Origin of the sequence: Pseudomonas sp. B13(2017) (assembly GCF_002113245.1) — a bacterium.
Classification (GTDB): Bacteria; Pseudomonadota; Gammaproteobacteria; order Pseudomonadales; family Pseudomonadaceae; genus Aquipseudomonas; species Aquipseudomonas putida_Z.
The window spans coordinates 1-22,911 of record NZ_NEJX01000029.1 but is presented as its reverse complement, the minus strand read 5'-3'; the positions used below and the strand labels follow the sequence as shown (position 1 = coordinate 22,911).

The 22,911-nt window shown below is 65.7% G+C and carries 18 protein-coding genes; 5 read left to right on the top strand and 13 right to left on the bottom strand.

What is annotated here, in order from left to right:
* Positions 1-11: 11 nt before the first annotated feature.
* The 4 genes from icmH to CAG44_RS25820 all read right to left on the bottom strand — a co-directional run bounded on the left by icmH (position 12) and on the right by CAG44_RS25820 (position 3,821).
* Positions 12-884 (bottom strand): type IVB secretion system protein IcmH/DotU, encoded by an 873-nt coding sequence (gene icmH / locus CAG44_RS25835; protein ID WP_085693307.1) that lies wholly within the window; start codon positions 882-884, stop codon positions 12-14.
* A gap of 232 nt (positions 885-1,116) precedes the next feature.
* The gene (locus CAG44_RS25830; protein ID WP_085693305.1) at positions 1,117-2,088 is read right to left on the bottom strand and encodes a biotin-dependent carboxyltransferase family protein; all 972 of its coding nucleotides are present in this window, start codon (positions 2,086-2,088) and stop codon (positions 1,117-1,119) included.
* Positions 2,085-2,972 carry an allophanate hydrolase subunit 1 gene (locus CAG44_RS25825; protein WP_084785213.1) on the bottom strand — a complete coding sequence of 296 codons (888 nt, stop codon included), beginning with the start codon at positions 2,970-2,972 and terminating at the stop codon, positions 2,085-2,087. The genes CAG44_RS25830 and CAG44_RS25825 overlap by 4 nt, the downstream gene beginning before the upstream one ends.
* A gap of 90 nt (positions 2,973-3,062) precedes the next feature.
* A complete protein-coding gene (locus tag CAG44_RS25820) occupies positions 3,063-3,821 on the bottom strand; it encodes a 5-oxoprolinase subunit PxpA (RefSeq protein ID WP_085588015.1) in 759 nt (252 codons plus the stop codon).
* A gap of 120 nt (positions 3,822-3,941) precedes the next feature.
* On the opposite strand from CAG44_RS25820, the gene CAG44_RS25815 reads away from it, so the two are divergent.
* Positions 3,942-4,859: a LysR family transcriptional regulator gene (locus CAG44_RS25815; protein ID WP_025339602.1), complete on the top strand. Its 918-nt coding sequence runs from the start codon at positions 3,942-3,944 to the stop codon at positions 4,857-4,859.
* A 60-nt stretch (positions 4,860-4,919) separates the two neighbouring features.
* On the opposite strand, the gene bcsC is transcribed toward CAG44_RS25815, so the two are convergent.
* From bcsC to CAG44_RS25770, 9 genes are read right to left on the bottom strand one after another with little or no spacing between them, the layout of a single operon-like run.
* Positions 4,920-8,438, bottom strand: coding sequence for a cellulose synthase complex outer membrane protein BcsC (gene bcsC, locus CAG44_RS25810; RefSeq protein ID WP_085693303.1), 3,519 nt, complete (start codon positions 8,436-8,438; stop codon positions 4,920-4,922).
* Positions 8,426-9,541, bottom strand: coding sequence for a cellulose synthase complex periplasmic endoglucanase BcsZ (gene bcsZ, locus CAG44_RS25805; protein WP_085693302.1), 1,116 nt, complete (start codon positions 9,539-9,541; stop codon positions 8,426-8,428). Before bcsZ ends, bcsC begins: the two co-directional genes overlap by 13 nt.
* Positions 9,541-11,820: a cellulose biosynthesis cyclic di-GMP-binding regulatory protein BcsB gene (bcsB, locus tag CAG44_RS25800; RefSeq protein ID WP_371858553.1), complete on the bottom strand. Its 2,280-nt coding sequence runs from the start codon at positions 11,818-11,820 to the stop codon at positions 9,541-9,543. The genes bcsZ and bcsB overlap by 1 nt, the downstream gene beginning before the upstream one ends.
* A complete protein-coding gene (gene bcsA / locus CAG44_RS25795; RefSeq protein ID WP_085693298.1) occupies positions 11,820-14,429 on the bottom strand; it encodes a UDP-forming cellulose synthase catalytic subunit in 2,610 nt (869 codons plus the stop codon). The genes bcsB and bcsA overlap by 1 nt, the downstream gene beginning before the upstream one ends.
* Positions 14,426-15,133, bottom strand: a complete 708-nt coding sequence (gene bcsQ, locus CAG44_RS25790) for a cellulose biosynthesis protein BcsQ (RefSeq protein WP_075045574.1) — start codon at positions 15,131-15,133, stop codon at positions 14,426-14,428. Before bcsQ ends, bcsA begins: the two co-directional genes overlap by 4 nt.
* Positions 15,130-15,348 (bottom strand): cellulose biosynthesis protein BcsR, encoded by a 219-nt coding sequence (gene bcsR / locus CAG44_RS25785; protein WP_025339608.1) that lies wholly within the window; start codon positions 15,346-15,348, stop codon positions 15,130-15,132. Before bcsR ends, bcsQ begins: the two co-directional genes overlap by 4 nt.
* Complete coding sequence (gene bcsG, locus CAG44_RS25780) at positions 15,345-16,964, bottom strand: cellulose biosynthesis protein BcsG (protein ID WP_085693296.1); 1,620 nt, start codon at positions 16,962-16,964, stop codon at positions 15,345-15,347. Before bcsG ends, bcsR begins: the two co-directional genes overlap by 4 nt.
* Positions 16,957-17,142, bottom strand: a complete 186-nt coding sequence (gene bcsF, locus CAG44_RS25775; RefSeq protein WP_085587997.1) for a cellulose biosynthesis protein BcsF — start codon at positions 17,140-17,142, stop codon at positions 16,957-16,959. The genes bcsG and bcsF overlap by 8 nt, the downstream gene beginning before the upstream one ends.
* Entirely contained in the window at positions 17,139-18,629 is a 1,491-nt protein-coding gene (locus tag CAG44_RS25770) for a BcsE family c-di-GMP-binding protein (protein ID WP_085693294.1), read from the bottom strand. Before CAG44_RS25770 ends, bcsF begins: the two co-directional genes overlap by 4 nt.
* Positions 18,630-18,739: 110 nt before the next feature.
* Between CAG44_RS25770 and CAG44_RS28725 the strand changes: the two genes are divergently transcribed.
* The 4 genes from CAG44_RS28725 to CAG44_RS29200 form a co-directional block, all read left to right on the top strand.
* Positions 18,740-18,925, top strand: a complete 186-nt coding sequence (locus tag CAG44_RS28725; RefSeq protein ID WP_143493964.1) for a hypothetical protein — start codon at positions 18,740-18,742, stop codon at positions 18,923-18,925.
* Positions 18,926-19,913: 988 nt separating this feature from the next.
* Complete coding sequence (locus CAG44_RS25760; protein WP_085587991.1) at positions 19,914-21,146, top strand: SRPBCC family protein; 1,233 nt, start codon at positions 19,914-19,916, stop codon at positions 21,144-21,146.
* 300 nt (positions 21,147-21,446) lie between these two features.
* Positions 21,447-22,775 (top strand): MFS transporter, encoded by a 1,329-nt coding sequence (locus tag CAG44_RS25755; RefSeq protein WP_085693290.1) that lies wholly within the window; start codon positions 21,447-21,449, stop codon positions 22,773-22,775.
* Positions 22,776-22,806: 31 nt separating this feature from the next.
* A partial coding sequence (locus CAG44_RS29200) for a hypothetical protein (protein WP_256575267.1) occupies positions 22,807-22,911 on the top strand: 105 nt, incomplete at its 3' end.

Genomic DNA, 22,911 nt, shown 5'->3' with positions numbered 1-22,911 from the left:
GGATCCCCCTGCTACTGCTGCAAGATGCCGTTGAGCGATTCCAGCACCTCGGCGGTGATCAGGCTCAGGCGGTAGCTGTAGTAGCAGTAGGCGCAGACCATGGCGATGGCGGAGATCACCAACGGGCTCCACCAGGGCCATTCCCGGCGCAGCATGCGGTGGGGGCGATGGACCACGTTGGTATAGGGGTCGCCCACGAATTCCGGCGTGGGACCGCGCAGTTCACGAATGACCTTGTGCATCCGCGAAATCAGGGCATTGATGATTTCATCGCACTTCGGGTCCAGGGCGTACTTGCCCTTCAGGCCCAGGCAAAAGCAGAAGTACAGGAACTCCAGCACATCCTGGAACTCCTTGGGCGACTGCATCAACCGCTCCAGCAACACGAAGATCTTCTCGCCACCCTGGGTTTCGTCATGGAAGATGCTGAGCAGCGGTTCGTGGCTCCAGCACGAATTGTTCCCCCAGGGGCGGCTCATCACGGCCTCGTCCAGATAAAGGCACAAGGCATAGGAATAGACTTCGAGGTGCACGGCGGAATAACCGTGCTGCTGTATTTCCTCGCGGATGGCGCTGACCTGGGTCTGCAGGGCCTTGTGCACCTGTTCGATGTTGGGCAGGTCATCCAGCGTACGCAGGCGTATGACCAGGCCGAACAGCGGGTTGGCCGCGTCGAGCATCAGGTTGGCGAAGCCGCCGCGTAGCCGGAAGTCCGGGTCGGCCGGATAACCCTGATGATCTGCGCGCCTGCCCTGGCCGGGTGGATAGGGTGAATCGGTGCCCCCCGGGACATCGAGCATGGCATGCAGGCTGCTTTCGGTTACGTCATGAACAGCGTTGGCGGCCTGGGATTTTCCAGGACGAACAGCAGATGGGCCGGGCATGAAGAGGTCCTTGTCTTCCAGTAGGCTGAAGACATGAACACTATCGGGGAATCAATTCTTCGAGGAGCGTAGGGCTTCCCAAAACGCTGTAGGAATTTTCGCCTTTTGGCTTGTCTGGACGCTGCAATGCCGGAATTCCGGGGCCGCCCTGCGGCCCTTTCGCGACACAAGGTCGCTCCTGCAACGACTGCGCCAGCCCTTGTGTGGGCGGCGCAGCGCCGCAACCGATCAATCAGCCAAACAACCTGGCCAGGCAACCCAGCTTCTTCTTGTACGAGCGCCGAGCCTCCAGTGCGTCCTCCAGGCTGACTTCCAGGAACCGCGCCTGCTGGTTGGGCTGCATCTGCCCGATCAGGTCCAGGTCGGCGCTGATCACCGTGCCGATCATGGCGTAGCCGCCGCCCGACACCGCATCACGGTGCAGGATGATCGGCTCCAGCCCCGCAGGTACCTGGATCGAACCGATCGGGTAGCAGCTGTCAACGATGTTCGATGGATCCGAGCCGGCCCCGAACGGCTGCTCCCGTGGCTGGAAGCTCAAGGCACTGCCGCCCTTGTAGCGGTAGCCGATACGGTCTGCCTCGGAGCCTACCGTCCAGGCTTCGGTGAAAAAGCTTTGCGCCGCAGCCTTGGTCAGGCGATGAAAATAGAGCCCCGGCACCACCCGAAGCACCACTTCGCCACCCAAGGCCTGGCGCAAGGCCATTGGCAGGCTCGCACCGGCGCTGGTCTTGCCGCTGGGTACGCCGACCGGCAACAGGTCACCCGCCATCAGCTTGCGCCCATGGAAGCCACCCAATGCACCCAACGCATAGGTGGAGCGGCTGCCGAGCACCTCGGGTACATCGATACCGCCGGCCACCGCCAGGTAGGCCCGGGCGCCTGCGGTAGGGAAGCCGAAACGCAACACCTGCCCGGCACGTACGGCAAACGCCGTGTCCGGGCGTTGCTCGCGGCCATCGAGCAAGGCCGGCATCTGCGCACCACAAACCGCCACCAGCGCATCCTGCTGGAACTCCAGCTCCGACCCCACCAGCGCACACTCGAGGCCCGCGGCGCCGGCCGGGTTGCCCACCAGGTGGTTGGCCGCCCTCAGGGCGTACTGATCGAGGGCGCCGGACGGCGGGATGCCCAGGTGGTAGTAGCCTTCGCGGCCCAGGTCCTGCACCGAGGTAGCCAGCCCGGGCTTGAGTACCTTGATCATGCCAGCACCTCCTGCAGGGTCCGTGGATAGCCGACCGGGTCGGCGAGGAACGCGTCCAGGGAGAATTCCACCGGGCGAATGCGCAGGTCGAAGCGGCCTTCTTCGACATCCGCCACCGCCTGGTCGTAGGTGCGGCGGTCGATGGGTTTGAACTGCACGATGTCTCCGGGGCGGAAGAACACCATGTGCTCCTTCAGGTAGTTCAGTGTCTGCTGCGGGTCATAGATCGGCGCCGGGGTGACACCGAACATCTGGTAGCCGCCTGCCCCGCGCACCGAATAGATGCAGCCGAAGCAGCCGCCATGGCCAAGGGTGAGCTTGGGGGTGTCCGTACGCGGGCGCAGGTACTTGGGCACCTGAAGTTGCCGCTCGCGCTCGACCATCTGGAACATGAACGGCAGGCCGGCAACGAACCCGACCATCGACACAAACCACGGCGCGCCGCTGTGCGCGGCAATGAACGCCTCGACATCGGCCAGGCCGTTGATCCGAGCGGCGTACTCCAGGTCGGTGCTGCCCGGGTCTTGGTGGCGGTCACGAAAACGCATCAGCGTTTCATGGGTCCAAGGGTCGTTGTACAGCACTGGAATCTCGATGATCCGCGTCTGCAACGAGCGCTCGGCCACCGCCTGCGCTTCGGCGCCGCGCACCGCCTCCAGCAGTGCCTGCGGCGCGATACGGTCCGGGTCGAAGCGGATCTGGAACGAGGCGTTGGCCAGGCACACATCCAGCACGCCATCCAGGGCCAGCCGCTCCACCGCACGGGTGACGGCCATGCCCTTGAAAAAAGCCTCCAGCGACATGCTCTCGCTGACTTCGGCAAACAGGTGCTCGTCAGCGCCAAAGCTGTAGCGGATCGGGGTTGTAGCAAGCGGTTCGGCCATGACTGTTCCTTTTCTTGGAATCTTTATAGAAAGGCAGGCGAAAGCAAATTGCACGGGCTCCGGCGTATACCTGCCGGATGCCCCACGGATTCAGCGTGGCGCGCGCACCACGATACCGGCAGCGTCCAGCGCCTGGCGCGTGGCCTCGACCAGGTCGAGCGCACCTGGGGTGTCACTGTGCAAGCAGATGGAATCGAATTCGATGGCCAGGTCCTGCCCCTCGACCGTGCGCACCACGCCTTGCTGACAAGCCCGCAACACCCGTTCGGCGACCGCCCCGGGCTCATGGCCCCGTACATTGCGGGTGAACACGATCGAGCCGCTCAGGTCGTACTCGCGGTCGGCGTAGAACTCGCGAATTACCGGCTGGCCAAGCTCCTGGGCAATGCGGCAGATCACCGAACCGGGCATGCAGTACAGCAGCAGCTCTGGCTCGATCACCCGCAGGTTTTCCACCAGCAGCCGTGCAGCTTCTTCGTCACGTGCCAGATGCATGTACAGCGCACCGTGCGGCTTGATGTGCTGCAGGCGCACGCCCTGGGCGCGGGCAATTTCACGCAGGGCGCCGAGCTGGTAGAGCATGTCGTCGACCAGTTCCTGGGCCGGGGCATTGATGTGCCGGCGACCGAAGCCGACCAGGTCGCGGAACCCAGGGTGCGCCCCCACTGCGACGCCCAGGGCCTTGGCCCGCTCGACGGTACGGCGCATGGTGCCGGGGTCACCAGCATGGAAGCCGGTGGCGATGTTGGCCGTGCTGATGTAGCCCATCAGCTCGTTGTCGACGCCATCGCCAATGGTCCACGGGCCAAAGCCCTCACCCATGTCCGAGTTGAAATCCACCACCTGCATGACTGTCTCTCCTGGCGCTTGTGACTGCATGCAAGCCACGTTAGATTCTCCGCACCCCCTTGGGAAGATCTATAAACAGATAGGGTGTCTTCTGAAAATCAGATACCCCGGGAGCTTACCGTGTCACTGACCCTGCGCCAGGTCCGCTATTTCGTCGCCACCGCCGAGATCGGCCAGATTTCCCAGGCGGCAATCCACCTGAACATTTCCCAGTCTGCAGTGACCACGGCGATCAAGGAGCTGGAGGCGATGCTTGGCGTGCTGCTGTTCCAGCGCTCGGCCCAGGGCATGAGCCTGACCGAGGCCGGCCGGCACTTTCTGAACCGCGCCTACGTGATCCTGCGCAGCGTGGACGATGCGCTGAACAGCCCGCTGCCGGACGTGCGCGCCAGTGGCCTGCTGCGCCTGGCGGCAAGTTATACGGTGATCGGCTACTTCCTGCCCCATCACCTGCAGCGGCTGGAGCACTGGCACCCGGACGTGACCCTGGAGCTGTACGAACAGGAGCGCAGCGCCATCGAACAAGGCTTGCTGGAGGGGCGTTTCGACATGGCAGTGGTGCTCACCGCCAACCTCACCCACCCGGACATCGTCTCGGAAACCCTGTTCAACTCCGAACGCCGCCTGTGGCTGCCCGGCCATCATCCGCTGTGCGAGCGCTCGGCGGTAAGCCTGGCCGATGTGGCCTGCGAGCCGTTCATCCTGCTGACCGTGGATGAGGCCGAGCAAAGCGCCATGCGCTATTGGGAACAGGCCGGGCAGCGGCCGCAAGTGCGGGTGCGGACCAGTTCGGTGGAGGCCGTGCGCAGCATGGTCGCCAATGGCAGCGGTGTGGCGATCCTGTCGGACCTGGTGCACCGGCCCTGGTCGCTGGAGGGCAAGCGAATCGAGACGGTGACCATCAGCGACCCGGTGACACCGATGAGCGTGGGGTTGGCCTGGCACCGGGAACGGGCGTTCAGCCCGGCGATGCAGGCTGTGCGCAATTACTTCCATGATGCATTCCTGGCGCCGCAGCAGTTGTCGGCACGGCGCTGACCGTTCCCTGCAGGCCCGACTCTTCACGGGTAAATCCGCACACAGTGTCTGCATTCGGAATCAACGCCACTCGCTATAGGGCTCCAGCGGCGTCACCGGCAGCGCCAGGTTGCCCCGCCACGGCTCGAACAGGTAGCGCAGGTAGAGCATGCCATGGCTGGGCGCATAGTCATCGCTGTGCTGCCAGTCGAAGCCGCCGCCCAACACCCACTGGTCGCTCAGGCGCCGCTCGAACAGCCCGCGCAGGCGGTAGCCCAGCCCGCTGCTGTCGCTGGCGTCGTTCATGGCGTCGATGTTGGAGCCAACGTCATACTGTGCCAGCACCTTGCGGTTGACATGCGCGTCCGGGTACAGGCGGCTGCGACCGCTGTGGGCCTGGGACCAGCTTACAGAGCCTTCCAGCAGCACCGACCAGTCGTAGTTGCGCCAGGCATAACTGACCGGTACGCCAACCGATGTGTAGCGCTGCGGGCTGTAGTAGCCGCCCTGCCCCAGGCTGTAGCCGCCCAGGTCCTTGTCGTGACGCCAGTGCATCAGCGTAAGGCCCACGCGCACACGCTCATCGGCTTTTTCCACCACGCGGTGGTACCAGCCGGCCATGGCCCGGGTGCGCTGGTTGTCGGCGACGTTTTCGCCATACAGCCAGTGGTGCCCGAGGCTGGCCCAGACGCCGTTGTCACCGCCTTGGTCCCAGCTCAGGCCGAGTGTGGCGCCATTGGCCGTGACCCCGCCCCAGCGCACGCCCGTGCGCGGGTCACGTGCCCCGGCAAACGATAACAGCGAGTTGCTCATCGGCCGCCGCGAAGCAGTCAGCGACCAGCCAAGCTGGCCGAGGTCACCGTTGACCGTGGCGCCACCCAACCAGTTGTTGATCGCATAGCCCTGGGTGGTGCCCAGATCGAAGGCCCAGCGGCTGCCCTGCCAACCCAGCGCCAGCACGCTACCGTCCGCCGTTTGCGAACCGCCCTTACACGCGGGGAGCGACCTCCCGTCAGCGGTGCTGCCAACAAACTGGCAGCTGCCGAAATCCGGGGTATAGCGCCCCTGGTCGTTCTGCTCGAACGACCCCGCATCCATGCCGATGCGCTCCACCCGCGCAAAGGCGGTGCCGTCCTGCCAAGGGGTATCGACATGCAGCAGGGTCGATTGGGTACTCAGTTCGGACGTGCCCGGCGTGCCGTCGTCCTCGCGCCAACCGTAGTCGTGCATCAACGTCACATGGGTATTGCGCTGGCGATACAGCGCATCGACGTCGCTGCGCAGGCTGCGTGCCAGCCAGTCGTCGTCATCCTGCTCACGGCTGGCCAGCGTCAGTGCACGGTCGTCCCGTGGCGACACGGCAGCACGCTCGAGCATCCGTGCATCGGCCATCGCTGCGGCGTAAAGGTCCAGCGCCCGTTGCGGGTCATCCTGCGCCACCAGGCGGGCAGCGTCGCGCCGCAACAAGGGGTCGGGGCGAGCCTGCTGCGCTGCGATCTGGTCGAGCATTGCGGCCGCCTGGTCGTGTTCGCCCAAGGCGACCCAGACAGCCGCCAGGCGCCGCTGGGCGTTGCTGTCATCGGCAGCCAGTTGCGGTACCTGCACAGCCAGCATGTGCCGGGCCTGTGCCAGGTTGCCTTCGGCCACCGCGCTTTCGATCACGCCAAGGCGCGCCTGGGGTTGCCCAGGCTGCACGGCAAGCACGCGCTGGTAATAACCGCGCGCCTTGCCAGGCTCACCATTGGCCGCCGCCCAGTCAGCCAGCAGCATCAGGTCGTCGGTGCTGCCTTCGCCACGCGCCAGGCTGGCCTCGAGCAGGCGGGTCGCTTCAGCCGTACGGCCTTGCGCCTGCAGCTGCTGCGCCGAGGCCAGGGTCATGCGGCGGCGGATACGCTGCTCCAGTGCATGCATGTCCGCGCTCCAGGCCCCCTGCGGCACCGCGCCCAGGCTGTCCAGTGCCAGCGCATCGCGGTCGCTGGACTCCAGGAACAGGCCATGGGCATAGCGGGTAGATGGGTCGCCCGGCTGGCGCTGCACGATGCTGGCGAATGCCGCGTCGGCTTCGGCGGTGCGCCCCAGGTGGCGCAGGCTGCTGGCCAGCTGGTAGACCAGCCAGGGCTCATCGGGGGCCAAGGCCGTGGCCTGGCCCAGCGCCTGGCTGGCCGCCGCCCAGTCCTCACGCTGCATGGCCTGGTCACCTTGCTGGCGCAGGCGTGCGAGTTCCAGGCTGCGGCGCAGGCTGGCGAACTGCGCTTGCTGCCGAGGCGACAGGCTGTCGAGGTACGCCCGCGCCTTGTCGGGCGATTGCGCCTGGTACACACGCACCAGACCGCGCACGGCACTTTCGTTATCCGGTGCCATGCGCCGAACCTGCAGGAATTGCCGCTCGGCGGCGGCTGTATCGCCCTCGGCCAGCGAGACATCCGCCAGGCCCAGCAAGGCGTATTCCTCCTTCGGGCGCTGCTGGCGTGCCTGCTGGTAGAAGGCGCGGGCAGCGCGCAGGTCTTTCGCCTGCAGTGCCCGCTCGCCTTTGCTGAGCAGCGCCCAATACTGGCTGGACGACTCCAGGTCCTTCCACTGGCTGATCCAGTAGGTGTCCTGCTCCTTGGCACTTGCCGCCCGGAACGCCGCATTGGCGTCTTCGTAGCGGCTCTGGCGCATCAGTGCATAGCCCAGTGCGCCCTGCAGGCTGGCATCATCCGGATACTGGCGCAGCGCCCGGCGCAGTTGTGCTTCGGCTTCAGCGTTGCGGCCCTTGTCGAGCAATGCCAAGCCCCGCTGGCCAGCCTGCCAGGACGGGTCGGCCAGCAGTTTGCGCTGCTGTTGCAGGGTCTCGCTGGCCTGCGCCTGCAACGGTGAGGCCGGGTAACGCTGGAGAAACGCTTGCCAGGCCGCCGCGCTGGCGGCGCTCACCGCTTGCCCGGACAGGTAGTCGAACTCACGCTGGGCAGCGGCATCCCGTGCGCCAGGGTCGCGCGACAGCTGGTCGAGCAAGGCCAAGGCTTCGCGGTCGCGATTTTCGGCGAACAGCCAACCGGCCAAGGTCTGGCGCAGCCCGGCACTGCCCGGGTACTGCTGGTCCAGCTGCTGCAGCTGCCTGATCGCTTCAGGGCGCTGGCCTGGGAGGTTGCCGCGCACGCGCCAGTAGTCCAGGGCCAATTCCAGGCTTGGCGGTTCACCAGCGAACAACTGTTCATAGGCCGCCAGCGCCTCTTCATTGCGCCCGGTGACCGCCAGCAGGCGGGCCTGCTGCAATTGCCGCACGCGCTCCGGCTGCTGCAGCTCGAGCAGGCGCCTGGCCTGGCGTGCCTGCAAGCTGCCAGGCGCGATGGCACTGATCCGCGCACTCAACTGCTCGGCCTCGGTGCTGTTCTTTTCGCGCAATGCCAGGCTCAGGGCCGCCAACAACACATCCGGGTTGCGCGGCTCGAGCAATTGCAGCCGCCCCAGTGCATCGCGCACCAGGTCGTCACGATGCAGCGCCTCGCCGCGACGCACTTGGTCCAGCAGCCATTGGCGCTGTTCGCCGGCATCCTTGGGTTGTGCCGTGGCCTGGCAGGTCACTGCCGCCAGCATCAGCACGCCGATCATTCGCTGCATGGCGCGCTCCAGGCCGGCAACAGGCGGCCGTGCGGGTCAAAACGGTAACGGCCTTGGTCCCAGCCCTGGCCAAACAGCGCCAGCACCTGGCTGTAATAGGCCTTGGCTTCGACTGGCTGCTCGCGCAGGCGCTGACGCTGGGCCGCCAGGCCCGCGACGTGCTCCGGCGATGCTGCCAGCAACGGCAGCAACGCCGCAGAGAAACCCGCCGGGCCATGGCCACTGGCAACACCGCTGTGCGCATCCACATGCTCTGGCGGCAACCCCTGGCGCGTGGTCAATGCCGCCATCGGGGCATAGTGGGCCACCAGTTCGGCACGCTGCGCCGCGTCCTTGGCCAGCATGCCGACCCACAGGTAGACGCGGATGGCGTCGTAGTCACCCTCACTGCCATGTTGCGGGTCCGCTGCCAGTTCACCGGCTGGCGTCCACAGCAGCCAGTCCGGGGCAAAGCCCTTTGGTGACGAAGCCAGCCACAAGCGCCGCGTGTTGGCCGCCAGCTCTCCCCACAACGGGTCGACCAGGCTGAAGCGATCGAACAACTGCAGCGGCAAATAGCTGGGGTTCAAGCGGGCGCCCCGGGCATCCTCGAAGCCGTAGTCCCCCGGCAGCAGCATCACCCCCAGGCCCGGCAGCTTGCGCACGGTTTGCGCGGCGATACGCCACAGCAGGCGCTGGCCCAGCTGCGTGTAGGCCGGCTCGTCCCACAGCCGCCCGGCTTCCAGCAGGCTGTAGGCAATCCACAGGTCGGCATCGCTGGCGTTGTTGGCATCCAGCACCTGCCACTGCTGCTGGCCGTTACGGCCCCACAGCCAGGCGGGCAGATGCCGGGCCAGGTCGCCCTCCGCCAGGTTGTTGCCGGTCCAGCGCAGCAACTGCGCGAAGGCTTGCCGGTCATTGCCCACCAGGGCGAAGAACAGCGCGTAGCTCTGCCCTTCCGAGGTGGTGATCAGGCGCTCGTCGCTCGGGTCGATGACCCGACCGTCGACACTCACCAGTTCGGCCTTGAAGCGGTCCCAGGCCGGCCATTTGCAAGCCGGTGCGGCACTCGTGACGACGGGCAGGCCCAAGGCGACCAGCCCCACCAGCAACTGACGCATCATCACCCCGCCTCACCCAGGCGGCGCTTGCCTGCCCAGCGCAGTGCCCGCCACAACAGGAAGGCAAACAGCACCACGCAAATGGCCGCGATCGCCGCCAGCAGCACCGGGTGTTCGGACAGGTGGAACCACAGCAGCAGCCACCACGGCAGCGCGCCTACAAAGTAGTGCTCGCCGACGAACTGGCTGGTGACGCCGCTGCTGCGCACCAGCGTCACCGAGCCGGCCACCGCATCGAGCTTGCCCACATCGCCGAGCACGTCGCGCAGCAACGCTTGGTCGCTATCGCTGTTGGCCAGCAGGCCGACAACGCTGCGCTGCTCATGGAAGGGCGACTTCAGCCCGGTGATGGCCGCAATCGGCGCCTGCGCGCTGACTGCCACTCGGCTGCTCGCGGCCACCGGCGCGGTATCGAAGCGCTGGCTGCCCGGCAGCCCTGTGCTACGGCCCTGCAGCAGCCAGTCCCGCTGGGCACTGAGCAGCAGGCCAAGGTTGGGCGCATCCCCCAGCGCCTCAGGCAGGCTGCCGAGCAGCAGCAAGTCGGCATCGACCGCTGCGGCCTGCTTCCAGTCATCGACCAGCCGCAGGCCAAGCGCCGGGTAGCCGATCTGCCCGGCCAGCCCGCCGACCGCATCGAGCAAAGTGCCCACCTGCATCGCCGTGGGCTTGGCCGGCATGACGACCAGCGTTTCGGAAAGGTCGGCCATGCGGCTGAACGGGAAGCCGCTGCGGGCGAATGCGCGCAGGTCGGGCATGGCGATGTAGTGGTGGTAACCGGACAGGTCGATGGTCGAGTTGTCGTCGATCGCCGCGCGCACATCCACCGGCAACGAGGTCTGACAGCGGTCGCGCTGGGCGCTGCCCAGGGTGCTGGCAAAGCTGAAATCGAAGCGCAGGCGGTTGCGGTCGCCGATCTTCAACGCCGGTACCAGCGACTTCTCGGTCAATGCGCTGTTGTCACCGGACAACACCGCCAGGCGCATTTCCTCGAGCGTACCGCCGCGCCGGTCATTGCCCACCAGCGGCATGCTGGTGATGTACTGGTCGTTGACGCTGATGCTCAGGCGCGATTCGTCGCTCACTGCCGGGGCCGTGTAGCGGTACAGCGTACGCAGTGGAATGCCCTGGTTGCGCCAGACGAACAAGTCCGGCGGCAGGTTCAGTTCAAGTGTCACCGGCCGTGGTTGCAGGCCGCTGACCTGCAGCTGCTCGGGGTAATCGAGCAGCTCGGCGAAGCGTACCGGGCGGTCGGTGCGTGTCCAGTTCGGCGCATCGTAAGGCTGGCGCGGCTGCAGTGCCGTCATCTGCTCGACCTTCACCCGGGCACCGCGGAACAGGTTGTTGCCAACCGCCAGCGCCGAGGCGGCCTTGACCAGGTCATCGTCGTTGCGGCCCAGCACCAGCAGCACCTTGCTGAAGCGATCGTCCGGGTGGTCGATCATCTGCAGTACCGGGCCGTCGACCGGCGGGAATTGCTGCAAGTCGGCAAGGAAGGCCGGGCGACGGTCGTTGCTGGCAAACACGATGCTCGGCGTGGGTTTGTCGCCACGGGCCGGCAGGCTGCCGTACAGCACCGGGAAGGTCGCCTTGCGCCAACCGGCCTGGCTGCCGAAGTAGGACGCCAGGATCGCCGCCGCACGCTGCTCGCCCAGGCTCGGCACGCCGCTGAACACCACCGGCAGCGTTACCTTGCCGGTGTCGCGCACATCAAAGAACGGCAGCGGGAAGTACGCCAGGTCGTTGTCCAGGGCCAGGGCCTGTTCGTGCAGCTGCACCTGGCTCTTGCGGTTCAGGTTCAGCCACAGGCCGCTGTGCGCAGGGTCTTCGCAGATGTCGGTGTAATGCCCGACGAACTCCAGGCGTACCCGGTTGAAATCGCTGAGCAGCTTCGGGTCCAGCGGCAGTTGACGGCGCACGCGCTGGCCAAGCTGGTCCTTTTCCACCGGCACCACGCCCATCAGTTCGTCATTCAGGTACACTCGCAGGTGCGACAGGTTCGGCAACAGCGCGGGCGATGGCGTGTAGTCCAGCTGCAGGCTGGCATCGGTGGCCAGGCGGTCGCGCCGCAGGCCGAATTCGATATGCTCGCTGTTGCGCACCCCCAGCAGCAGGCTGTCGGAGGCATGCCCGAGCTGCTCGAAGGTTTTCGCAACCGCCCAGTTCGGTACCGTGGGTACGGCTGGCTCGGCAAGCGGGGCGACAGAGGCGGCAGCGGCGCTTTGCGACAAGGCAGCAAGCAGCGCCATCGCCAGGCCCCAGGTACGCGCGGGATAACCAGTCATCATGCGTCTCGATCAACAGGGTTCAAGGAAGGGACAGGCTGCGGTGTGCGGGGCCTGTAGCTGGCCAGCCAGTTCGCCAGCGCGTGCAGTGGGCGCAGCCACGCCCGCACCCATGGCGGCAAGTGTTCGACCAGCCGCAGGTAACCGACACCGCCCAGCTTCAGCACGTCGACTAGGCTGCGCAGCGGGCGATCGACCTCGTGCTGCTCGTTCCAGCCAAGCCAGGCATCGGCACGGGCAAAGGTGCAGTGGACCAGGTCGATACGCTGTTGCTGGCCGAGGTCATGGAACACCAGGCCCACGTGTTGCCCGACGGTACGGGTGACACAGGCCTGGAAGGCGAACTCGCGCTGGCCGCGGTTGAGCAGCAGGCGCACCCGCTCCCCCGCTTGCAACTCGAGGCCCCGGTGCAATTGCAGGCCGACACCGCCGTCGGAGTAGTCGACCAGGGTACAGGGGTAGGCGTGACCGCTGGCCAGCACCAGCCCCGCCGGCAAGCGCATCTGCACCCGGTGGGCGCGGCGCACCTGGCGCACTTCGGCAGCCACGGCGACAGCGGCGCCGATGATCAGCAGGTTGTAGATCACCCACAGCGAGCTGACGATCACCGTGCCGATTTCTGCCGCCGGGCCGGTGAACAGGCGCCACACGGCGAAGCCCAGACCGGCCACGTTGAGCGCCGCCAGCCACAGGTAGGGTTGGGCGATGCGCCAGTCGAACTGCTCCTGCTCCATCAGGCCGCCCTTGGCGGTGACGTTGAACTTGCCCTTCTTCGGCGCGAACAGCGCGACCGTGGTCGGGCGGGCGATGTACCAGGCCAGCACGGTCTCGTAGACCTCGCCCCAGAAGGTCTGCCGGTACTTGCCCTGCATGCGCGAGTTGGTCAGGCTGGCGTGGATCATGTGCGGCAGCACGTACAGCAGGATCATCAGCGCCGGGGCGTAGATGATGTAGGCATGCAGCAACAGGAACGCCAGCGGCGCGGTCAGGAACACCAGCCGTGGCAGGCCGGCCAGGAAGTGCAGCATGGCGTTGGCATAGCACACCCGCTGGAACAGGCTCAGCCCACGGCCGAACAGCGGGTTGTCGGTACGGAAGATCTGCACCATGCCCCGGGCCCAGCGAATGCGCTGGCCGATGTGCGCCGACAGGCTCTCGGTGGCCAGGCCGGCCGCCTGCGGAATGCTCAGGTAGGCCGATGACCAACCCTGGCGGTGCATGCGCAAGGCGGTATGGGCATCTTCGGTCACGGTTTCGACGGCGAAACCGCCGATGCTCTCCAGCGCGGTACGGCGCAGCACGGCACACGAGCCGCAGAAGAACGCCGCGTTCCACATGTCATTGCCATCCTGGATCAGGCCGTAGAACAGCTCACCTTCATTGGGGCGACGGCGGAACGAGCCCAGGTTGCGCTCGAACGGGTCGGGCGAGAAGAAATGGTGCGGCGTCTGCACCAATGCCAGCTTCGGGTCCTTGAGGAACCAGCCCACTGTCATTTGCAGGAAGGAGCGCACCGGCACGTGGTCGCAGTCGAAAATGGCGATCAGCTCGCTGTCGGTCACGCCCAGCGCATGGTTGAGGTTGCCAGCCTTGGCGTGCTTGTTGTCCGGCCGCACGATGTAGCCCACCCCCACTTCGTCGGCGAACGCACGGAACGCCTCGCGCCGGCCGTCGTCGAGGATATAGATGCGCAGGCACTCGCGCGGCCAGTCCAGGCCCAGGGCGGCCAGCACCGTGGTGCGCACCACCGACAAGTCTTCGTTGTAGGTGGGGATCATCAGGTCGACGGTCGGCCAGTGCGCCGGATTTGCCGGCAGGTTCGCCGGCTTGCGCTGCAACGGCCAGCTGGTCTGGATGTAGCCCAGGATCAGCACGAACCACGAATAGGTTTCTGCCGCCAGCAGGATCACCCCGCACACAAGGCCCGTGGTGTCGTTCCAGTTCAGGGTCGAGGTGTAGCGCCACCACAGGTAGCGGCAGGAGATGAGCGTCGACAGCACGATCAGCATCAGGGTCGGGAAGCGGCCCGGCATGTGCCGCACCAGCAGGGCAATGCCCAGCAGCAGGCAGATGAACACCAGCTGCGCCAGGTAGCCGAACGGTTCGGTCACGCACAGCACGGCCAGGCCGATGGCGCCCAGGGTCAGCACGCTGTAGAAAACCCACCGGGCGAACACGCTCAAGCCGCGCAGGCGTGCCGAGGCTTGCTGTTTGAAAGCGCTGGCGCGGTAGCGCGCAGGCAGCTGCTGCAGGCGGTCGATCAGCAGGCCATGGTAACGGCGCAGCACCTGGCGCATACCGCGCAGCTGTGCACGCACTGCACTCCAGGCACGGCGGGCAAACCCCGGCTCGCGAGGCAGCGGTTGGCGCCGGACCAGCAACCACAGGCTCTGGATCAGCAGGCGCAGCGGGTCGCCCAGGCTTGGGCGCTTGCCCGCCAGTTGCGGGTACAGCCGCTGCCGCTCGGCCAACAGGGCTTGCCAGGCAGGTGACTCCAGGCGCAGGAACAGGAAGGCCAGCCACACGCCAAGGGTAAACAGCCAGGCGACCGGCTGCCGCGCGCCACGTGTGCGGAACCAGGCGTAGGCCGACAGAGGGGTCAGGGTCACGACTGGCGCCTCGTCAGGCAGCGCACCGCCAAGCTCTGCACGTCCCGGCAAGCCAGGCTCTGCGGCGCGTAGTGGCCAAGCGGTGCCTTGCACGCCAGGGCCTCGAGGAAGGCCTCGTCGCGGTGCACCACCTGGATCGGCAGGCGATCACGGAACAGGTCGCGCCATACCATCAGCAGGTCGCTCTGCAAGCGGCTGGCGGGGTCGTAGCGGTTGACCAGCAACAGGTCGTAGTGCTCGACCTGCCGGCGCCCGAGCAGCAGGTGGCTGGCCATCTCTGCCTCGGCCACCAACACCCGCACGTCAGTCTCGACGCTTTGGCCAGCGGCATCGGCCGGCAGTTGCGGCAAGTCGAACAGCAACCAGTCGAAGTGTTCGGCCAGCTCGGCCTGGCGCGCGCGCCATGCTTCAGCGTCGGGCAACGGCGGCCGCGTGCCGGCAGGCAGATTGCCGAACGGCATCAGGCACAGGCCATCGAGCACCTCGTACATGGCATCGCTGTATGGCCGCCCTTCCCGCTCGGCAAGCGCCCAGCCCTCGTGCGTGTCGAGGGGCAGGTTGAAGTGCAGGCCGAGCAGGTTGCTTGGGCACAGGTCGACCAGCAGCACCCGCTCACCTACGCCCTGCAACGCATGCCCCAGCGCGGCCAGCAAGGCACTGCGCCCCAGGCCACCGCGAACGCCGTGCAACGCCAGGCTGGTCATGGCGACAGCACCTGGCGCCGCGGCGCCGCCGTGTACAAGGTGCCCTGGGCGCTGCTCCGGCAGCTTTCACCCAGCAGTGGCCAGCGCTGCAAGGCCTGCTGGACACCCACCAGCAATGAGATGTCCTGGTAGTTCAGGTCCGGCATGTCCAGGTGCTGGCGCAACTGGGCGATATCGTCGCTGCGGTCGGCAGGGTCTGCCTTGCCAGTGATCATGGGCGCTCCTTCGGGACAGGCTGCCAGTCGGGCTGGCCTTGCAGGCGCATGTAGGCGCGCCCCTGGTAGTTCAGTACTTGTGCACCTGCGGTTTCCGCGACCTGTTCGGTGGTCGGCAGGTCGCTCAGCAGGCTGGGCACATCCAGCACCTGCTGCTGGCCCAGGCCCGCATACACGCGCGAAATCAGCTCGGACAGCGCCAGGTAGCTGGTGGGTGCCGAGACATGCAGCGGCTCGCTGCGGGCAGGCTGGCCCATGCCGATGAACTTCAGGCCCACCGGCACATGGGTAATCGATGGGGTGGGGATTTCACGCATGCCCGACAGCTGCATGCGGTCGCCATGCAGCGCGGCGCCATGTTCCGGGACAATGGCCACGACCACGCGGCGGCCGCTGCGCTCCAGTTCATCGAGGAAGCTGCCAAGCTCGCCGAACAGCCGGGTGGCGCGGGTGGCGTAATCGGCCACGCGGGTACCGCCGTCGGCGGTGACGATACGGTTGCCGTCATGCAGGCTGATGCTGTTGTAGAACAGCGACACATGCTCGGCCGGCGCGCCTTTGCGCTGCCCCCACCAGCGGCGCAGCACCTCCAGGTCGCTGGCGATCGGCGAGCCGTCGAAGCCGACCAGTGCCCGCGGGAAGTCGGTGTTGCGCAGGCCGGGTTGAGGCATGTGCTGCTGGGTGATATCGCCGATGAAGTTGTCGAAGCGGCCGCTGTGGTTGAGCAAGGTGTTGCTCTGGAAGCCGAGCCTGGCCAGGTTCTGGAACAACAGGCACTGCTCCGGGGCGGGCTGATACAGCCCGGCGTGGGACGACTGCCCGCAGCTGGCACGCAGCACGCGGATGGCGGCCGGCCCACTGTAGGACGTGGCCGAGTTGAACTGGTCGAAGATCACGTCCAGGCGCGAGAACAGCGGGTTGTCACGCAGCCCGACAGCGGAAAGGTCATCCCAGGCCAGCGAGCAGATGTTGATCACCAGCAGGTCGAACGGCTGCTCATCGGCCTTCATGGCCGGGAATGCTGTTACCCGTTCACGCTCACTGGCGAAGAACCGCTCGAGCCAGCTGTCGAGCGTGGCATTGTCGGCAACCGCGGTGGCCTGCGCCTGCTCGGTGGGGCTGGCAGCCGCGGCGCCAGGCGCCTGGCCCGCATTTAGCCCCAGCGCTGGCAGGCCGCCGACCGCCAGCCACGCCAGCCCCAGCAGGCTCAAGGTACTCAGCCGCAGCCAATGGCGCAGGTACAGGTAACCCACCAGCAACAGCGCCAGCGCGCCCAGCAGGTTCCAGTTGATGAAGCGGCCGAGCAGTTCGAGCAGGTAGTCCCACGAGAAATCGAACACCCCCGGCTGCGCCAGCAGGCGGCTGAAGGGCGGCAGCCAGGTGTCCTGGTAGAACAACGCGATGCCGACCGGTACGGCCACCAGCTGCCGCGCGATTCGCAGCCACCTGCCTGGCAACGGCAGCAGCAGAAACGCAGCGAACAGCAGGTTCGGCAGCGCCCGGAAGTCGAGCATGCCAAGGGCGACCAGCAGGAACTTGGCCAGGAAATAAAGGTTCCACCCTCCCAGTCCAGGCCAGCGGGCCGGTACCGGGAGGGTGGCGGATGTATTAGTCATTACGGGGTTCCTGGCGTGCAGCGCGGTGGCGTATGCCCAGCGGTTTCAGGTAACGAGGTGGAAGGCGGCGGCGCAACCAGCCGCGGAGCGTGGCGCGCAGGCGCAACAGCAGCAGGGCCAGCGCCAAGGTGACCAGCGCCGTGATGCCAACCACTTGCAGCAGTTGCACGAAGTTCATGCCGTACCCCGCTTGCCCAGGGCCACCCGGCGCGGCGCCAGGGCCGGCCTTGCCTGGGCGGGCAGCTGCGCCGCCGCGTCGAGCCGGGGTGGCTGTGGCACGCTGTCGTCGAGGAAGGCCGGGGTGGCCAGGCTGTCGACACCGGCAAGCACCTCCTGGCTGATGAACAACTCTTTCCACGACAACTGGAAGATGTGGTCAAGGGCTTGCTCGACGCCTTCGGAGCGGCAGGCGAACAGGAACAGGAACAGCACATCGCCCACCACGCAGGCGATGTCGCCGTCGCGGCGGAACACCGTGCGCGAACAGGCTTGCAGCGGGGTCAGGCCAGGGGCCGGGCGCAACACCAGCAACTGGTGGGCGATTTCGCCGTTGCGCACCCCGTGCCACATGGTCTGCACCGCTTCGGCGAACGCGCGCGGCGCCACCAGCCCGCAGATGGCCAGCGGCCGCAGGCGTGCGAGCAAGGCATCGAAATCGCTTGGCAAGCGCCGGCGCCAGAGGTAACCCTGGATGCTCTCGACCATGGTCAGGAAGCGCGACAGGCTGGCACCGAACGGCACGATCTGGCTGGCCCCGCAGGCCAGCAGCAGTTGTTCATCCTGGTAGCGCAGGGTTGGTGCCATCTCGCGCACCACCAGCTTCAGGGCACTGCCACGCAACTGGCGCAAGCGGTGCAACTGGCGCGCCAGGCTATCTAGGCGCTGCCCGCCGTCCATGGCAAAGATGACCGTGGCGGAAACCGCCCTGCCAGCTTTGGCACCCAGTTCCTCGAGGCTCTCGCAGACCTGCCAGTGCTCGGAGAAGGCTGGCGCACCTTCCAGTACCGGGCGCTGAGCCAGGCACAACAGCTCGTCGCCACCGGTGTCGCTGGGGGCCTGCGGCGCCCCGGCGGCGGCGAAGGCCGCTTCAAGCCGCGCCAGTTCCACATCGCGCGTACCGGTCTTGCCGAGCGGGTTGCTCCAGAAATGCTGCAGGTAGCGCACCCCGCCTTTGCCGCGGTACACCTGGGCCAGGCCATCGACGCCCTGGTTGAACGCACGCAGGCGCTCTACCAGCCCGGCACTCTGGCCGCTGCTGATGACCAGCAATAGCGTGGCCTCGGCCAACAGGACCGGGCGCAGCGCGTTGCACCAGCTTTCGACGTTGCCGGCACCCCAGACGTCGGCGGGCGCCAGCAGCACCAGCACCCGCCCGGCGGCGTCGATACGCGGCAGGTCATCGACCAGGTGCCGGGCGGCTTGCAGGTCGGCTTCGTACAGCGCCAGTTCGGCGGGGCCCTGCGCGGCATCGAGCGCCCCCAGCACATCACCGATAGCTTGCGCATCGGCGACCAGGGCTGCGCGAGCGTGCTCGGGCAGCCCCCCGACCACCTGGCGGCATAGCACGGTGGCGTCTTCTGCGTTGTCACAGGCCAACCAATACAGTCCTTGTACATGAAGCTGACTGCTTTCGGCGCCTAAGCCGGAAATAGCCAACCACGGCATTCCATTCGTCAAAACACTGGCTCTGAAAAGTAGATTGAAACGGCTATGAGAGGTGGCTGCGGGCACATGCGCCGCTGAGGCTCGATGAATAGCGTCAAAAAAACAACAAAATGACTGACAAACAACCGAACCCGTCAATTCTACAGCAGGGAGGCAAAATGAAATCAAGCAGAAATGTAATGAATTGCAAAAAATTGTTAGCAGCAGGTGCAGGTCTGGAAATGTTTGGTGCCTGTGAGATCGAGCGCCGCCCGCGCGGCGCTTCGCAGCACAAGGCTGCCTCAGGTACAACGTGAGCCCGAAGCCTGCGCAGTACCTGTGGGAGCGGGCATGCCCGCGAAGCAGGCGACGCGGTGGATGGCACCGGCTGCGCCGGTGTTCGCGGCCACGGCCGCTCCCACAGGTACAGCGCGAGCCCGAAGCCTGCGCCGGACCTGTGGGAGCGGGTTCACCCGCGAAGCAGGCGACGCGGTGGATGGCACCGGCTACGCCGGTGTTCACGGCCACGGCCGCTCCCACAGGTACAGCGCGAGCCCGAAGCCTGCGCCGGACCTATGGGAGCGGGTTCACCCGCGAAGCAGGCGACGCGGTGGATGGCACCGGCTGCGCCGGTGTTCGCGGCCACGGCCGCTCCCACAGGTACAGCGCGAGCCCGAAGCCTGCGCCGGACCTGTGGGAGCGGGTTCACCCGCGAAGCAGGCGACGCGGTGGATGGCACCGGCTACGCCGGTGTTCACGGCCACGGCCGCTCCCACAGGTACAGCGCGAGCCCGAAGCCTGCGCCGGACCTATGGGAGCGGGTTCACCCGCGAAGCAGGCGACGCGGTGGATGGCACCGGCTGCGCCGGTGTTCGCGGCCACGGCCGCTCCCACAGGTACAGCGCGAGCCCGAAGCCTGCGCCGGACCTGTGGGAGCGGGTTCACCCGCGAAGCAGGCGACGCGGTGGATGGCACCGGCTGCGCCGATGTTCGCGGCCACGGCCGCTCCTACAGGTACAGCGCGAGCCCGAAGCCTGCGCCGTACCTGTGGGAGCGGGCATGCCCGCGAAGCAGGCGACGCGGTGCTCGATCTCACAGGCACCATGAGATTTGGTTATCAAAGCGCCCCACTAAAAATTGATTTCGCTGTCATGACCTGCTCTCTAGACTGAATAAAGGCAACGATAAAACTCAACGTTTTCAGCGCATGTTCAACCGCCCCGGTAGTTCATTCGCTGGCGTGCTCGTGCGCGTCGTGGATAAGGCTTGTTGCAAAGCGTTGTTGTTTAAGGAGTACATATAAAAATGCACAATCACACCGCTGGATTAGACTTGATCAAACAACGCAAGCCGCAACACGGTTTGCCGGGCGCCGCCTATATGGACCCGGTGCTCTATCAGCAGGACCTCGAGCACATCTGGTACAAGGAATGGATCTTCGCCGGCCACACTTTCGAAATGGAAAAGCCGGGCGAATACCTGACGCTGCAAATCGGTGAATACCCGGTTGTCGTAGTGCGCGGCAAGGACGGTGTAATACGTGCCTTCCATAACGCCTGCCGCCACCGGGGCTCCAAAGTCTGTACCGAAGCCAAGGGCAAAGTGGCCAAGCTGGTATGCCCGTACCATAAATGGACATTCGAACTGGACGGCAAGTTGCTGTATGCCGGCAACATGGGTACCGACTTCGACCCGTCCGAGCATGAGCTTGCTCCTGTGCACTGCGAGATCGTGCACAGTTACATCTATGTTTGCGTCGCCAGGCAGGCACCAGACTTCGAGAAGTTCCGCAGTGCCGTTTCACCGTTCATTGGCCCTCACTACCTTGAAGACTGCAAGGTCGCGTTCGAATCCCACCTGGTGGAAAAGGGCAACTGGAAGCTGGTCTTCGAAAACAACCGCGAGTGTTATCACTGCGACGGCACCCACCCCGAACTGCTGTGCAGCTATACGGAGCTGGCCTCCGTACGCGGCGACGGCAATGCAGAAGACCCGGTATTTGCCGAGTACTGCAATACGCTCGAGGCAGCCGGCCTCGCCAGCCGCCTGGTCATGGACCCCAATGGCCAGTTCCGCATGACCCGCATCCCGCTCAACCCAGGTGCCAGCAGCTACACCATGGACGGCAAGCCGGCCGTGGCCCGGCGCCTGGACCGCAGTGGCGTGGAGAACATTGGCGCCCTGCTCTACTTCAACTACCCCTCTACCTGGAACCACTTCCTCGGCGACCACGCCTTGAGTTTCCGCGTGCTGCCGGTAGGCCCCGGTGAAACCGTCGTCACCACCAAATGGCTGGTGCCGAAGGACGCACAGGAAGGTGTCGACTACGACATTGACCGGTTGACCAAGGTCTGGATGGCGACCAACGACCAGGACCGGCGGTTGGTCGAAGGTACCCAGGTGGGCGTGACCTCCCCCGCCTACATCCCCGGCCCGTTCTCTTCGATCATCGAAAGTGGCGTGTGCCAGTTCGTCGACTGGTACTGCGACCTGATGACCAGGCGGCTGACCGAAGCGGCGTCGAACAGGATCCTCTGACGCCCACGGCGGAGGGTGCTGCCCTCCGCCGGCCCCAGCCGGTCTACCGGATCGACGGTAGCTTCCTGGCGCATCCCCTCGGCACTGGCCGCCAACCATTTCAGAAGTTGGCTACGAAATTTGACGCCGTAATGGCGCAACGGCCGTTGCCCACACTTCGCCCCCACTTTTCAACTTGACCCGCTGTATGGGAGCCAAGCCTTTTCCCCGGGCAAGACAGAAACAAGACCACAACATCTGTCGCGTGCAACCCGGGCACCCCGAACATTGCAACTGCCATGAATTTCAAAGGAGACAAGAATGATAAGTCCTGTACTCACGGTTGAAGATGTACCCCTCAACAAGTTTCACAAGTCGCTGACTGTCCGTTCAGGCGGTGGCGGTTTTGCCGACGGTTATGTGCTGTGCGTGATTGGCGTCGCCCTGGCGCATATATCGGCGACGTTGCAGTTGAGTACGTTCTGGGAAGGCCTTATCGCCGCTGCGTCCCTGATTGGCGTGTTCTTCGGCGGGTTTCTCGGTGGCTGGCTCACCAACCACCTGGGCCGGCGCAAGGTGTATTTCATCGGTCCGCTGCTGTTCATCGGTGCCTCGCTCGCCCACTTGTGGGTCGATACGGCAATGGGCATGTTCCTGCTACGGTTGCTGATCGGCATTGGCGTAGGCATCGAATACCCGGTGGCCACGTCCATGCTCGTCGAATTCATGCCGCGCAAGTACCGCGGCTCACGCCTGGCCATGCTGACCCTGTTATGGTTCGCCGGTGCTGCGTCGGCCTACCTGTTCGGGGAGTTGCTGCTGCGCACCCTGGGTGCTGATGCCTGGCCATTGGTGCTGGCCAGCTCCGCGCTGGTGGGGGTGTTCCTGTTCGTGGTGCGCCTGGGCACCCCGGAATCACCCCGCTGGCTGCTGAGCAAAGGCCGCGATGCCGAAGCCGAGGCCGTGCTCAAGGCGGTGTATGGCAGCGATTTCGGCCTGCACAACCTGCCCGAGGAACAAAACACCCGCAGCCTGACCTTCGCCAACCTGCTGCACTCGGGCTACGGCAAGCGGATGCTGTTCATCGTCAGCTTCTGGACATGCTCCATCATTCCGGTCTTTGCGGTGTACTCGTTCGCCCCCAAGGTACTCGGCGCACTCAACCTGAAAGGTGATATCGCCTCCCTGGGCTCGGCACTGATCACCCTGTTCTTCGTCTTCGGCTGCATGATAGCCACACGCATCATCAACCTGATCGACCGTCGCACCATGCTCAACTGCAGCTTCCTGCTCTCAGGCCTGGCCCTGCTGTGCCTGGGCATTTTCCATGCGAGCCCAGGCCTGGTCATTCTCATGCTGTTTGCCGCCTACGCGCTGTTCATCGGCGGCGCCCAGGTACTGGTGCTGGTCTACCCCAACGAAATCTTCCCGACCGAAATCCGTACTTTCGCCGTGGGCGTCGGTACCTCCGTGTCACGCATCGGTGCGGCAGTCGGCACCTACCTGGTGCCCCTGTCGCTGGATTCGCTGGGGATCGCGCAAACCATGTACATCGCCGCACTGGTCTCGTTCGTCGGCCTGTTCATGTCCTGGGCCCTGGCACCGGAAACACGCTCGCTGAACTTGCAGCAGGCGGCATCGCTGGGCTGATCTGAAACAACACTGTCAAAGGGAACACACAATGGCTGATTTGCTGAGCAAGCAACAATACGCGGCCCTCGCCGCCGAACTGCAACTGCGTACCCAGGCGTTCATCGACGGTGAGTTCCGCGATGCCATCTCGGGC